The following is a 13382-nucleotide window of genomic DNA, read 5'->3' as shown; positions in this document are numbered from 1 at the left end:
CGTCTCTTGTGCGAGAGGGGATGCGTCCTGATTAAATTTCTTTTTAAATGGATTCCAGCCGAAGAGGTTCACGGGAATCAATTCCTTTGCAATGCAAGTTCGAGTTTTCTGACCAGTAATGAGCAGAAAAAGGTCAAAATAAAATACATGACCAGGACCGTGGTCCAGACCTCGAAGCTGCGATAGGTGGTGGTCATGATCTGTTGGGCCTGGAACGTCAGTTCTTCAATGGAAATGACGGACACGATGGCCGAATCCTTGATGATGGATATAAACTGTCCAGCCAGTGCTGGCAACATGCGTTGCATTGCCTGTGGCAAAATGACGTAACGCATGGACTGACCACGGCGCATTCCCAGGGCCGTGGATGCCTCCCATTGGCCCGCCTCTATTGACTCGATGCCTGCTCGGACTATCTCGGCAATGTATGCGCCTTCGAAAAGGGTCAGAGTGATCAGCGCCGACAGGAATTGAGGAAAGCGGTTCATGGGACCGAAAAAAACGGCCAGGAAAGATTTGGTTTCCTCGGAGAGCGAACGAACGAATCCATCCACATCCAGGGCGGTCATGATCTGGTCGCCAATGAAAAAATAAAAAATGAAGATCAGGACCAGGGGCGGGGTGTTGCGGATCAGGCCCACGTACGTTGTCGCCACCTGTCGCTTGAACAGGGAGGGGCTGACCCGGAACAACCCGACCACCGTGCCGATGATAATGGCCATGCCGGTGGCCCAGACCGAGAGCCGAAGCGTGGTTATCAGTCCCTCGGTCAAGAGCCCAGCCCGCCAGTTTCCAGTCCCCTCGTCGTAGCGCAGGATGAATTGCGGTATCACCTCCCACTTCCAGTGGTAGTTGAGTCCGGTGGCGGCCTTGAACAGGACGTAACCGATCACCCCCGCCAGCGCCGTCAGGATGACGGCGTCCAGCGGGGTGATTTTCGGTATGCGGGAGGTGGGGCGGGAAGCCAAGAGACCGGTCCGTTATTGGATCTGGTTTTCCCACTCGTTGGTGAAGAACCAGTAGTGATACCTGTTCTGCAACCATCCCTTGCTCATGTTCACGCGGACCCAGTTGTTGAGCCAGTTCAGATAGTCGAGATCGCCCTTGCGCACGGCAAAGGAGATGGGCTCCTTGGTGAAGTCTTCCTTCAGCGGAAGGTAGAGCTGGTCCGCGTATTCATTGGCCAGGTTGAAGGGCAGCGGGTTGGAGGCGACCACGGCATGGACGCGGTTGTTGAGAAGTTCCTGGATGGTCTGGGACTCTTCGTCAAAGTAGAGCTTTTCGGCCTTGGGCAGGAAGTTCTTGGCCGCTTCCGCCGCAGTGGTGCCCAGGCGGACGGCTATCTTGGTGCCGGGCGTATTGAAGTCCTCCAGGGTGGAGCGTTCGCCCGCCATGGACTTGGAGGCCACGATGGACATGCCAGAGAACTCGTAGGGGAGCGAGAAGTTCACCTTGAGGTTGCGTTTGGGCGTCACGGACATGCCGCCGATGATGATGTCGAACTTGCCGGTGAGCAGGGCGGGGATGATGCCCGACCACTTGGTGGGCACGAATTCGACCTTGACGCCCATATCCTCGGCAAGCTTCTTGGCTACGTCGATTTCAAAGCCGATGTAGTCGCCCTTTTTGTCCTTCATGGCCCAGGGCTTGAATGTGTCGAAGCCTACTTTGACAGTGCCTCGTTTGAGGATGGTCTCCAGTTGGCTGGACTCGGCCGCCCGGGCGGCATGGGCCGGGCCGAGTATGAGGGCCGCAAGGCAGAAAATGGTCAGCAGGGTGGTTAAACGAAAGAGTTTCATGTGGGTTCTCCTGTTCCGGTCCGCAACGAATCCGGACGCGTTAAGGTTTGCAGGATGCCTGTGCGAAGGTCACGTGGGACACTCCCAAAATGGCGATGAGAATACCCTTGCCGGTCTTGATCGCTCTCCAGATGGTCATGTGGTCCTCCTGGGTTGCGGGTTAGGGCGCGAGGCCGTTGGCGCGCCGTTCAAGTACCCGCACCACGCCGGACAGGGCCAGAGTGATGACGAGATAGATGGCGGCGACGGTAAACCATATTTCAAAGGTCAGAAAAGTTTCGGCGTCTATCATTCTACCTCGTTGTGTCAGGTCGAGGATGGCCACCGTGGACACCAGCGCGGAATCCTTGATCAGCGAGATAGCCTGGCTTGTCAGCGGAGGCAGGACGCGTCGTATCGCCTGGGGCAGGATGATGTGCCGGTACATGGCGTAGGACGGCATGCCGAGGGATTTGGCAGCTTCCCACTGACCCATGTCTATAGAGGTGATGCCCGCCCGGAATATTTCAGAGGCATAGGCTCCCTCGAACAGCGATAAGGCAATGATAGCGGCCCAAAAGCCGGACATGCCCAGTATGGGGGCGAGCACGAAATAGAGGAAGAATATCTGGATGAGCAGCGGGGAGTTGCGGATCAGTTCCATATAGAGCCGGGCCACGCCCCGCGCCGCCCAGGAGCGGGACATGCGCATGAGGGCTGTTGTCAGGCCGATAACCAACATGAGCGATAAGGATATGCCCGTTATCTGCAGGGTGACTCCCAGTCCCTGCATAAGCGGGCCCCAGGATAGACCATTGTCCGTGACCTGGACCAGGTACTGCGGTATCCGATACCATTGCCAGTTGTAGCCCAGCCGTTCGGTGCCCAGGGAAACGAGCCAGAGAAGCCCGGCCATGAGGGCGAGGTATAATACGGTATCCAGAATCGATGATACCGGTATTTTATGAGAATGTGGAGGTCCGAGCGTGCTGTCTTCAGGCATGAAATCCTGTATGGACGGTATGTTGACGGGAATGTCCTTGGGCCATGTCTTGCAGCATAGCAGATTCGCTCAAAGAATCCAGACCCTAATCCGTTGCTGGCGGATGAATGGTCCCGATCAGGCTGTGATATCGTCTAGAAGCGCTTTGACAGCGGTGAAGACTTCGTCCGGGGTGCCGTCCGCCTTGGCGACCTTGATTCGGTCCTGGTGGTGGGAGGCCCAGTCCAGGTACCCTTCGCGGATACGCTTGTGGAAGGAGATGTGCTCGGCCTCGAATCGTCCTTCCTCTTCAGCCTTGCCTTCATCCTTGTTGCGGGAGGTAGCCCGTTTCAGGCCTGTTTCCGGGTCGAGGTCCAGCACGATGGTCAGGTCGGGCCACAGTCCGTCCACGGCCACCTCATTGAGTTGCTGGAGCGTTGCGGTGTCCAGCCCACGTCCATAGCCCTGGTAGACCACGGTGGAGTCGGCGAAACGGTCGCACAGGACGACTTTCCCGGCTCCCAGTTCGGGGCGGATCACTTGAGCCACGTGCTGAGCGCGGTCGGCCAGATAGAGAAACAGCTCAGCTATGGGGGTGATGTCGCTGTTGTCCACGTGAAGGAGCATCTTACGCAACTCCGTGCCCACGCGGCTACCGCCCGGCTCCCTGGTCAGAAAGACCTCTTTTCCCTTGGCCTCGAAATAAGCTTTGGCCCGCTGGATCTGCGTAGTTTTTCCGGTACCCTCTATGCCTTCAAAGGTAATAAACATTGGTTCTCCGGCTTGTCGTTTTTCTGTTTGGATTTGTCGGGAGTCGCCGGAGTGCGGAAGACGTTGCGTTCCAGGAAACGCATATACGGGGACCACTCCGCGCCCGTCTTATCCATGTCCGCGTAGGCTTGATCGATGATGTTGAGCTTGGCGTCCATATTGTCCGCAAAGTGGAGGATGAAGGCCTCGGGCGTTTTGGGGCGGACCGGTGAACCGAACTCGTGCTCGCCGTGATGGCTGGTGATCAGGTGCTTAAAGTGAAGCTTTAACTTGTCATCCAGTCTTTTGTTTTTATTTAGGAAAATATCAATCTTTTCCATGCCGAGCTGGATATGGCCGAGGAGGCGGCCTTCATCGGTATAATCATTGGTCAAACCGCCAGACAGCTCCCAGGCCTTGCCCAGATCATGGAACACGGCTCCGGCGAGTAGGGTCTGGCGGTCCAGGGCAGGGTAGACGTCGCACAGGGCCATGCAGGCCCTCGCCACCTGAAGGGTATGCTCCAGAAGGCCGCCGACGTAGGCGTGGTGAACGGTTTTGGCTCCTGGAGCAACGAGCAGGCGGGCACGGATTTCCTCATCCCCCAGCACCTTGCGGCAGAAATTCTTCCATGGAGTATGCTTCATGTGTTCCGTGATCAGGTCTTCCAGAGCCTCCAAGAGTTCCGCAGGCGGGATGTTTGAAGCGGGCAGGAAGTCGGCGAAATCGATTTCCCCGGGCGCGGGTGCTATCAACTCCAGGTGATCGACCTTGAGCTGATTCTTATCACGGTAATTCTCCACGAAGCCATGGACGCGGGCCATCTGTCCGGGCTCCAGGGAAGGGTATTCCTGGCTCTTGGGTGACCAAATCTTGCCGTCAACCTTGCCGGTTGCGTCTTGAAATGTCAGATTCCAGTATGGGCCGTTTCTGGACTGGGCCAAGTTGGCCGCAGCCAGAAGAAAAATATCTCCCACCTGGGTGCCGGGGGTCAGGTCTTGAATATATTGCGACTTTTGTGTCACTAATCTTGCCATCTTTCTTGTGTTGAGGTACCTCGCCCCTAACGGTTTTCCGCAAAGGGGCGGCGCGTGCGGGCGCTTTTGCCCGCTTCAGGGTTATGAACCTGATTTCACTTGGATTGTCAAATCGAACAACGGAAGGCTTCATGAAGATTCTTCTCGCCAACGACGACGGTATCCAGGCCGTGGGCCTGCGGGCGCTCTATTTTGCTCTGAAGGAGGCCGGACACGAGGTCCGGGTTGTGGCTCCTGTCACTGAACAATCGGCAGTGGGGCACGCCGTGACCCTGTCCATGCCTGTTAAAGTAAAGACCTTCCGGGAGGACGGCTTTGTGGGGCAGGGTGTTTACGGTACGCCAGTGGATTGCGTCAAGCTGGCCCTGTCCACGCTTCTGGATGACGCTCCCGACCTGGTGTTGTCCGGCATTAACGCCGGGGCCAACGTTGGGGTGGACATCCTTTACTCCGGTACGGTCTCGGCTGCAACCGAAGGGGCGCTCATGGAGATTCCGTCCATGGCCGTTTCCATGGACAGCTTCAGCCCGGGTGATTTGAGCGGACAGGCCCGTTATTGCGTGGACCTGATCCCGAGAATTCCCTGGGGTTCCCTGCCGCCCAAGACCGTGGTCAATCTTAATTTCCCGGATTGTCCCATCGAAGAGGCCAAGGAATTGGTCGTTTGTCCGCATACGCGCGCTTCGTACAGGGATTGGTATGACACCCGGGAGGACCCGCGTGGGCATGCTTATTACTGGTTGTGCGGGGCAATACCGCCAGAGCGGATCAGCCCGGACCGTGACAGGGCGCTGCTTACGGATGGACACGTCACCCTAACCCCGCTGCGGTTCGACTTCACGGATCGGGAGACCCTTGGGCTTCTGGCCGGTGAGCTTGGCTGATTGGTTGACGAAAAAAAGATCGAAAGCGTATTGTCTCAAGTATTCTGTCATTTCCAACGATTGTAACAACACGCCAGGGAAGGAGGAACTGCCATGGCAACGAAGATAGGCTTGAACGGGTTTGGACGAATCGGACGGTATCTCGCGCGCTTGCTCGCTGATGAGAAAGACCTGGAACTGGTGGCGGTCAACGCCCGCGCATCCAATGAAGATTTGGCGCACCTGCTCAAGTACGACTCCGTGCACGGCCGTTTTCTCGATGTTGAGCCGACGGAGACCGGGTTCAAGATGAATGGCCAGTCCGTCACAGTGACCCGCAACGCGCCCGGTGAATGGACTTGGGGCGACCTTGGCTGCGATCTGGTCATCGAGACCACCGGAAAGTTCACCGACCGGGCCAGTTGTGAGAAACACCTGGCCTGTGGCGCTAAAAGGGTGATCATCTCCGCGCCCGGCAAGGAGCCGGACATCACCGTGGTTATGTCGGTCAACGACGAATTGCTCAAACCCGAGCACAAGATCATTTCCAACGCCTCCTGCACCACCAACTGCCTGGCTCCCGTTGCCAAGGTCGTGAACGATCTTTACGGCATCAAGCACGGCATCATGACCACCGTGCACTCCTACACCATGAGCCAGCGTATCCTGGACGGTTCTCACAAGGACATCCGTCGAGCCCGAGCCTGTGCCGTGAACATGGTGCCCACCACGACCGGTGCGGCCAAGGCCGTGGGGTTGGTCATTCCTGAGCTCAACGGCGTTCTGGATGGAATGGCCATTCGTGTGCCCACCCCCAACGTCTCCCTGGTCGACCTTGTCTGCGAACTGGAAAAGTCGGCCACCGCTGAGGAAGTTAACGCCGCGCTCAAGGCCGCGGCCAATGATTCCATGGGCTATACCGAGGAACCCCTGGTGTCCGTGGACTTCATGGGCTCCACCTTCGGCGGAGTGGTCGATAGCGGTCTGACCCGTGTCATGGGCGGCACCCAGCTCAAATTGATCATTTGGTATGACAACGAAGCCGGTTTCACCAACCAGCTGCTGCGACTGACTCGCAAGGTCGCGGGCATGATGTAGGCGCCGGGCCAAGAAGTTCAAGGCCGCTCCTGATCAGGGGCGGCCTTTTTTTGTGCTCATCAGAGCAGTCTTGATGTCGGCACGGCTTCATCGTCTATATTAAGATGTGTTTAATCCGATTTTACCACTTTACACTGCGGTTTCTTTTTCGTACTAGAAAGAATGGAAAAATTGTGTTCATTTGTTCACAAGGTCCGTTTTGGGGAGGACTGAGTGAAAAGGGAGAGGTGGAGCAATGGATGAGAATCCTGTTCAAGGTGATTTGCCCCTGTTGGTTCGTCAGCCGATTTTCGACAGGGACAAAGCCGTCTGGGGGTATGAACTGGTTGCGGAGGATTCGTTGGAGGAAGACCTATCTGGTCTGATTTCAGGACGGTTGGCCGCCATGGCTGCAATTTGCTCCGATTTGGGAAGCGGAAGAAAGCTCTTCTTGAATCTGGGCAGCGACAGATTGTTGGACGTCGCGTCCCTGCCTATGGAAATGGGGAATTGTGTCTTCGGCATATGCAGTGAAGCAGTTTGCTCTTCTCGATGCGCCGGATTTGCAGATTGCCTGCACGAGCGGGGAGCGGGTGTTGCCCTGGAAAACGGAGGGACGGTTCCTGCCGAGATGGTGGGGAAATATGACATCATTAAGGTCTCTCTCAAGGGAAAGACGCCGCCGGAGATTGTTCAGCTCAGGCAGAAATACAAGGATTTGGACTGCGTGATAATGGGAACCGGCGTCGACTCCTGGGAAGCATTCGAGGGAACACGCGCGCTGGGCTTCGATTATTTTCAGGGATCCTTTTTTACCAAGCCACAGAAACGAGATGACGACAGGCTTTCTGCCAGTTCCATAGCCAAGCTGCAATTGCTTAGGGAGTTGAATAATCCGGCTTGTGAGCTGGATGAACTGGTCTCCATAATTTCTACTGATATTTCGCTTAGCTATAGAATACTTAAGTACATCAATTCTGCTTCATTCGGTTTGATACGCGAGATTCGGTCCATTCAGCAGGCCATCTCCCTGCTTGGATTGGATGAATTACGGCGTTGGGCGACCGTGGTGGTTATGACCGACCTGGACACAACCTCCGCTGGGGAGGAATTGGCGTATATGGCTTTGCAGCGGGCTCGTTTTCTGTCCAAACTTGGAGATTCGCTGAAGTCAATCTCGCATTCTTCCAGCACCCTGTTCATGCTTGGCCTGTTTTCCAAGCTTGATGCCTTGTTGAATTATCCCATGGAGAAGGCTGTTGATGGCCTGCCGCTAGAGAGGGACATCAAGGAAGGCCTGTGTGGTGCGGACAACGAGTATGGCCAGTGGCTCGCCATGCTTATGGCGGTCGAAACAGGACGAACCGGTGAGGCCAATGCCTTTCTTGAAAGGTATGGGGTCTGTTTGCTGGACGTGGCGACACAGTACATGCAAGCGGCCACCTGGGCGGTCAGGCAATTGCCGGAGATGAAGCGTTGACTAGAAAAGGAAGGAAAAGGCCGGACAACCTGTTGGTTGTCCGGCCTTTTTTCTTTTTTTGAGGGGGAGTATTACTCAGCGGAATCGCGTTGATCATCCCGGAATAGTTTGTAATTGATCGCGTCAACCACAGCCTGCCAGGAGGCTTCGATGATATTGTGCGAGACGCCCATTGTGGTCCACCGTTCCTTCTTGTCTCCCGATTCGATCAGGACACGGACAAAGGAGGCGGTGCCACCCGTGTCGCGCACGGCTCCGGAAAGGACGCGGACCTTGAAGTCCAGCAGGCGCATTTCACGCAGGTTGGGGTAGAACCGCTCCAACCCCTTGCGTAGCGCTCGGTCCAAGGCGTTGACCGGTCCCATGCCGGTGGCCGCAGTATGTTCGACCTGGCCTTTGACGTCTACGATGACGGTTGCCTCGGTGAACGGTTCCGGGTCTTCCTCACGCTTGGCGTCCACCACAAAAAAGTTTCTGAAGTGGAAGTAGTTCAAGGGTTTGCCCAAGGCTTTGAGCAGGAGCAGCTCAAAAGAGGCGTCGGCAACGGAGTATTCGTAACCCATGCTCTCCTTGAGCTTGAGGTCCTTAAGGAGTCGGTTGACCGTGGGGTCACCCTTCTTCAGGTCGTAACCGAGCTCCTCGGCCTTGAACAGGATGTTGGATTGACCGGCCTGGTCGGAAAGCAGTACTCGCTGTTTGTTGCCAACGGTTTCAGGCACGATGTGTTCGTATGTCTTGGCGTCCTTCAGGATGGCCGAGACATGGACACCGCCCTTGTGCGCGAAGGCTGAGACTCCGACAAAAGGTTGGCGCATGAACGGCCGCAGGTTCGCCGTCTCGCTTACGAAGTGCGAGGTGACCATGAGCCGTTCCATATTCTCCTTGCCGATGGTCTTCATCCCCATTTTGAGTTCCAGGTTGGGAATGACCGAGCAGAGGTTGGCATTGCCGCAACGTTCTCCGTAGCCGTTGATGGTGCCCTGGACCTGGCTTGCGCCCAGGCGGACGGCCTCAATCGAATTGGCCACGGCAGCCTCGGAGTCGTTGTGGGCGTGGATACCGAACTCGGCATCCGGCAGTGACTTCGTCACCGCTTCCATGGCCTTGGCAACCTCGAAGGGCATGCTCCCACCGTTGGTATCGCAGAGAATCAGGCGGTCCGCACCGGCTTCATATGCGGTGCGAAGGGCCAGGAGGGCGTATTCCGGGTTGTTCTTGAAGCCGTCGAAGAAGTGTTCGGCGTCGAAGAAGACTTCGTCCACCCGAGCTTTCAGGTAGCCGACGCTGTTTGCGATCAACTCAAGGTTGCGCTCCAGGGAGATTCCCAGCGCCGTAGTGGCATGCAGATCCCAGGTCTTGCCGAAGATGGTGATGACCGGAGTCTCCGCCTCCAGCAGGGCAGCCAGGTTGGGGTCGTTCTCCGGCGTTGTCTTGGCCAGATGGGTGGAGCCAAAGGCCGCCAGCTTCGCGTTCGTTAGGACGTGTCCTTTTATCTGTTCGAAGAACCTCTTGTCCGTGGGGTTCGAGCCGGGCCAGCCGGCTTCTATGTAATGAATGCCCAGCTCGTCGAGCTTGTGGGCGATGCGCAACTTGTCATCGCTGGTCAGATTGAGTTCCTCTGCCTGAGCGCCGTCGCGCAACGTGGTATCATATATGCTTATTTGTCTCATGATGTCTCTATTACATGTTGGCCTTCTTCAAGTTTGAAGGCCTTGTGAAGTGTCCGCACCGCAAGTTCGGTGTATTTGTCGTCGATCAGGCAGGTGACCTTGATCTCGGACGTGCTGATCATCAGGATGTTGATATTCTCATCGGCAAGCGCTTGGAACGCGTGAGACGCGACTCCGGAGTGGTTACGCATGCCGACGCCGATAATCGAGACTTTTGAGACATTTAGGTTTGATGTTAGCTGTTCGTAACCGATTTCGTATTGGAGTTTTTCCAGGGTCTTGATGGTCTGGTCCACATCGGCGCGGGGCACGGTGAAAGTCATATCCGTGACGCCGTCCTTGCTCGGATTCTGTACGATCATGTCAACGAGGATTTTCTTTTCGGCAAGGGGGGAAAAAATCTGGGCGGAGATGCCGGGGGTGTCCTTGACGTGCACCAGCGTGATCTGGGCCTGGTCCTTGTCGTAAGCGATACCGGAAACGAGAACGGATTCCATGGTTTCATCCTCCTGCGTGACTATGGTGCCCGGCTCGTCGGAAAAGGTGGAGCGGACGTGAACGGTTACATTATATTTCTTGGCGAATTCGACGGAGCGGATCTGGAGCACTTTGGCGCCCATGCTGGCCATCTCCAGCATCTCATCGTAGGCGACGCGGTCTATCTTGCGCGCATCCGTGCACATGTTCGGATCGGTGGTGAAGACTCCTGGGACGTCGGTGTAGATTTCACAGACGTCGGCCTTGACCGCTGCGGCCAGAGCCACGGCAGAGGTGTCCGAGCCTCCTCGGCCCAGGGTGGTGATGCGCATTTCGTCGTCGCAGCCCTGGAAACCGGCCATGACCAGAACATCATACTCCTCGAGAAGCTCCTTGAGTCGGGTGTCGTCGATGCTTCTGATGCGGGCTTTGCCAAAACAGTCGTCGGTTTTGATAGGGGCCTGGAATCCAAGCAGGGAGCGTGCTTTGACGCCCTGTTGTTTTAGCAGCATGGTAAAAAGGGCGCAGGAAATCTGTTCGCCCGTGGAGACCATGGAGTCCATTTCTGCGGGGTCGGGAGAATCCGACCACTGATTGGCCAGTTCAAGAAGCCGGTTGGTTTCACCGGCCATGGCCGACAGGACCACAATGACCTTGTTGCCCTCGCGATAGGGACGAAGGACCTTCTGCATGACCTGGCGTTGGCATTCCAGGTTGCGCACGGATGTTCCACCGAATTTCTGTACGACGATGTTCATGTTAGCTCTGTTCTACTTGAGTGTGAAGTGATCCGCTAAGGATCGGGCTATATGTAGAGCCGTTTCCCCGAAGGCGTGTATCGTTACGTCGCGTCCGTTTTCGGACGGAGTCCATTCGAGGAAGAGGGCTTTTTCAGGCCATTCGCTCCGGTCGAGAAACTGTATCCATTCCACCACGGTCAGTGTCCCGGGATCATCAAGGTGCTCAAAAAGAGCATCGTCCGGAGGCATCCCCTCCAACCGATAGAGATCGAAATGAGCCACGGGCGGGACGGTAGGGTAGAGGTTGAAAATATTGAAGCTGGGGCTCGAAACCTCGGCCTGGTCCGCGCCTGGCAGGGACTCGACCAGGCCCCTGACCAACGTGGTTTTGCCTGAACCGAGGTCGCCTTGCAAGAGCAAAGCGGGCGGATTGGCATATTTAGCCAGTTTTTTCGCCAATTCGGCACCCAGCGCCAGCGTGGCTTGGGTATCCTCCAGGTGAAGTCTTACGTCCACGGCAGCGGATCAGTCCTTGAGCAGCGTCTTGAGGATATCTTCCTTGCCGACCACGCCCACAAGCGTTTTGTCCATGATCACAGGCAGGGTGTAGAGCTTTTCGTTGGCCATGAGAGTGGCGACGTCTTCGATGGATGTGTCCGGAGTGACGAAGGTCGGCGCCGGGGTCATGGCCTCACCCACCTTGAGTGCTGCGATTTTGGACATCTCCTTTTCCAACTCGTCGTGAGAGGATATCGGGAACACGCCGTCCAGAAGGGTGAAGAAAGAAGGGAGAGTGATTTTTTTCTGCTGGGCCACCAGGTCTGATTGGCAAAGTACGCCGACGACCTGGCCGTCCTCGACCACGGGCGCGCCGTTGATCTTGTTTTCGAGCAGGGTTTTGGCGGCGGTCATGATGTCGGTGTCCGGCGTCAGGGTGATGCAGTCGGTGGTCATGATGTCTTTTGCCTTCAGCATGTTCACATATCCTTTAGATGATGTTGAATCGCAAGGGGCAGGGCGGATGCGATCTCCGTCGCCAAGTTGCCCCTTGCCGGAAAGTCCTTTCTGAGCATTCGTCCGGCAAGGCCGTGCCAGTACACGCCGATGCAGGCCGCTTCAATGGCTGTGACGCCCCGGGCCAGGAGTGAGCCTATGACTCCGGCCAGGATATCCCCTGAGCCGCCAACGGAAAGGTTGGGTTCCGAAAACGGGCTGATGGCCGTGACGTCTTTGTTGGTCACCACTGTACCCGCGCCCTTGAGCACTAGGATTGCCTCGCTCATTTTCGTGAAGCGTTTAGCGCACCCCAATCTGTCCCCCTGGATTTCCGGAATGGCTGAAGCGAAGAGCATGGCCATCTCGCCGGGGTGCGGAGTGAGTATTGTCTCCGCCGGAAGTTCGGCGATCCTGCCGGGAAATTTCGACAGGGCGTAGAGCGCGTCAGCATCCAGAACCGTACGCGCGGGACACTTTGCAATAAAATCCTCGAGGAGATCAACGGTTTTTTGGGCCCTGCCTATGCCCGGCCCGACAACCACAGCGTCGAAACGATCCATTTGAGAAAGGAGGTCGTTGGCAATATCCGCCGTCCATTCATCTCCTTGCCCAAGCGGCAGGGTCATGATGTCGGGCGCACCGTGCTTGATGGAATCGGCCAGCCCGGCGGGACAGGCAAGGGTCACCAACCCGGCTCCGCTTCGCAGGGCGGCACGAGCCGCAAGATGCGGCGCTCCCGTCAATCCGATGGAACCGCCGACGATGAGAACGTGGCCCGCCGTTCCTTTGTGCATGTCGTGGACAAGACCCGGGATGCGGTCCAGAGCCTCCTCTGTAATCAGGTGGTGGGAGGCGGGATTCTTTTCCTGCACCAGGTTGGGGATGCCGATTGTCCGAACATGGAGCATGCCTGTGAACCGGTTGGCTCCGGGCATGGCCAGGCCGAGTTTCGGGGCCTGGAAGGTGACCGTGGCATCGGCTACGACCGCTTCAGGCAGGGGAGCTCCGGTTAGCCCACTCAAGCCGGACGGAATGTCTACAGCCAGGACAAAGGCCCTTTTGCCGAGCCTGTTGAGACTGCGGACAAGGGTAAGGTAATCGTCGCGAAGAGGCCCCTGGAGTCCGGTTCCGAGCAGGCCGTCCACGATGATGTCGGGCTGGGGCAGGGAGTCCGTGTTCACAGCGGACAAATGCCTGAGGGGCACACCGAGCTTTTGCGCCCATTGGAGGTTCTGGCGGGTTTCGCCTCTATAACGCTTCTTGGCGATGGTGTGGAAGACAGTGACGTCCGCCCCGAGGTCAGCCAGTTGACGGGCCATGGCAAAGGCGTCGCCTCCGTTGTTGCCCGAGCCTGCGAAACAGAATATTTCGGCGTTTTCCACTGAGCCGTATTCTTCCAGCAGCACGTCCACGGCTTCGCGGCTGGCTGACTCCATGAGGGTCGCGCCGGGTATGCCGATGGTTTGAATCGTCTCGCGGTCCCAGAGCATCATTTCTTCGGGAGTGGGCAGGGGAAGCAGCATGGGTGTCCT

The 13382-nt window shown here is 56.9% G+C and carries 13 protein-coding genes; 3 read left to right on the top strand and 10 right to left on the bottom strand.

Going from position 1 to position 13382, the window contains the following annotated elements:
• Positions 1–77: 77 nt before the first annotated feature.
• The 5 genes from GM415_RS14415 to GM415_RS14395 all read right to left on the bottom strand — a co-directional run bounded on the left by GM415_RS14415 (position 78) and on the right by GM415_RS14395 (position 4535).
• Positions 78–968 carry an amino acid ABC transporter permease gene (locus GM415_RS14415; RefSeq protein WP_242012261.1) on the bottom strand — a complete coding sequence of 297 codons (891 nt, stop codon included), beginning with the start codon at positions 966–968 and terminating at the stop codon, positions 78–80.
• A 12-nt stretch (positions 969–980) separates the two neighbouring features.
• Positions 981–1799 (bottom strand): transporter substrate-binding domain-containing protein, encoded by an 819-nt coding sequence (locus GM415_RS14410; protein WP_158949366.1) that lies wholly within the window; start codon positions 1797–1799, stop codon positions 981–983.
• A gap of 160 nt (positions 1800–1959) precedes the next feature.
• On the bottom strand, positions 1960–2781 hold the full coding sequence (locus GM415_RS14405) for an amino acid ABC transporter permease (protein ID WP_158949364.1): 822 nt from the start codon (positions 2779–2781) through the stop codon (positions 1960–1962).
• A 117-nt stretch (positions 2782–2898) separates the two neighbouring features.
• Positions 2899–3531 carry a dTMP kinase gene (gene tmk, locus GM415_RS14400; RefSeq protein ID WP_158949362.1) on the bottom strand — a complete coding sequence of 211 codons (633 nt, stop codon included), beginning with the start codon at positions 3529–3531 and terminating at the stop codon, positions 2899–2901.
• Entirely contained in the window at positions 3507–4535 is a 1029-nt protein-coding gene (locus tag GM415_RS14395; RefSeq protein WP_422393756.1) for a 3'-5' exoribonuclease YhaM family protein, read from the bottom strand. Before GM415_RS14395 ends, tmk begins: the two co-directional genes overlap by 25 nt.
• Positions 4536–4678: 143 nt before the next feature.
• On the opposite strand from GM415_RS14395, the gene surE reads away from it, so the two are divergent.
• The 3 genes from surE (at position 4679) to GM415_RS14380 (ending at position 7967) form a co-directional block, all read left to right on the top strand.
• Entirely contained in the window at positions 4679–5431 is a 753-nt protein-coding gene (gene surE, locus GM415_RS14390) for a 5'/3'-nucleotidase SurE (protein WP_158949358.1), read from the top strand.
• A gap of 93 nt (positions 5432–5524) precedes the next feature.
• Positions 5525–6508, top strand: coding sequence for a type I glyceraldehyde-3-phosphate dehydrogenase (gene gap, locus GM415_RS14385; protein ID WP_158949356.1), 984 nt, complete (start codon positions 5525–5527; stop codon positions 6506–6508).
• Positions 6509–6743: 235 nt separating this feature from the next.
• Entirely contained in the window at positions 6744–7967 is a 1224-nt protein-coding gene (locus tag GM415_RS14380; protein ID WP_158949354.1) for an EAL and HDOD domain-containing protein, read from the top strand.
• Between the two features lie 71 nt (positions 7968–8038).
• Here GM415_RS14380 and cimA read toward each other — a convergent pair whose 3' ends face one another.
• From cimA to GM415_RS14355, 5 genes are read right to left on the bottom strand one after another with little or no spacing between them, the layout of a single operon-like run.
• Entirely contained in the window at positions 8039–9637 is a 1599-nt protein-coding gene (cimA, locus tag GM415_RS14375; RefSeq protein WP_158949352.1) for a citramalate synthase, read from the bottom strand.
• Positions 9634–10872 (bottom strand): aspartate kinase, encoded by a 1239-nt coding sequence (locus GM415_RS14370; RefSeq protein WP_158949350.1) that lies wholly within the window; start codon positions 10870–10872, stop codon positions 9634–9636. The genes cimA and GM415_RS14370 overlap by 4 nt, the downstream gene beginning before the upstream one ends.
• 12 nt (positions 10873–10884) lie before the next feature.
• Positions 10885–11370 carry a tRNA (adenosine(37)-N6)-threonylcarbamoyltransferase complex ATPase subunit type 1 TsaE gene (tsaE, locus tag GM415_RS14365; protein ID WP_158949348.1) on the bottom strand — a complete coding sequence of 162 codons (486 nt, stop codon included), beginning with the start codon at positions 11368–11370 and terminating at the stop codon, positions 10885–10887.
• Between the two features lie 9 nt (positions 11371–11379).
• Positions 11380–11829: a CBS domain-containing protein gene (locus GM415_RS14360; protein ID WP_158949346.1), complete on the bottom strand. Its 450-nt coding sequence runs from the start codon at positions 11827–11829 to the stop codon at positions 11380–11382.
• Positions 11830–11831: 2 nt separating this feature from the next.
• Positions 11832–13373: an NAD(P)H-hydrate dehydratase gene (locus tag GM415_RS14355; protein WP_158949344.1), complete on the bottom strand. Its 1542-nt coding sequence runs from the start codon at positions 13371–13373 to the stop codon at positions 11832–11834.
• Positions 13374–13382: the final 9 nt, after the last annotated feature.

Source organism: Pseudodesulfovibrio cashew (assembly GCF_009762795.1).
GTDB lineage: Bacteria > Desulfobacterota > Desulfovibrionia > Desulfovibrionales > Desulfovibrionaceae > Pseudodesulfovibrio > Pseudodesulfovibrio cashew.
The sequence above is the reverse complement of the archived record's forward strand: the minus strand, read 5'-3'. Positions and strand labels throughout refer to the sequence as shown.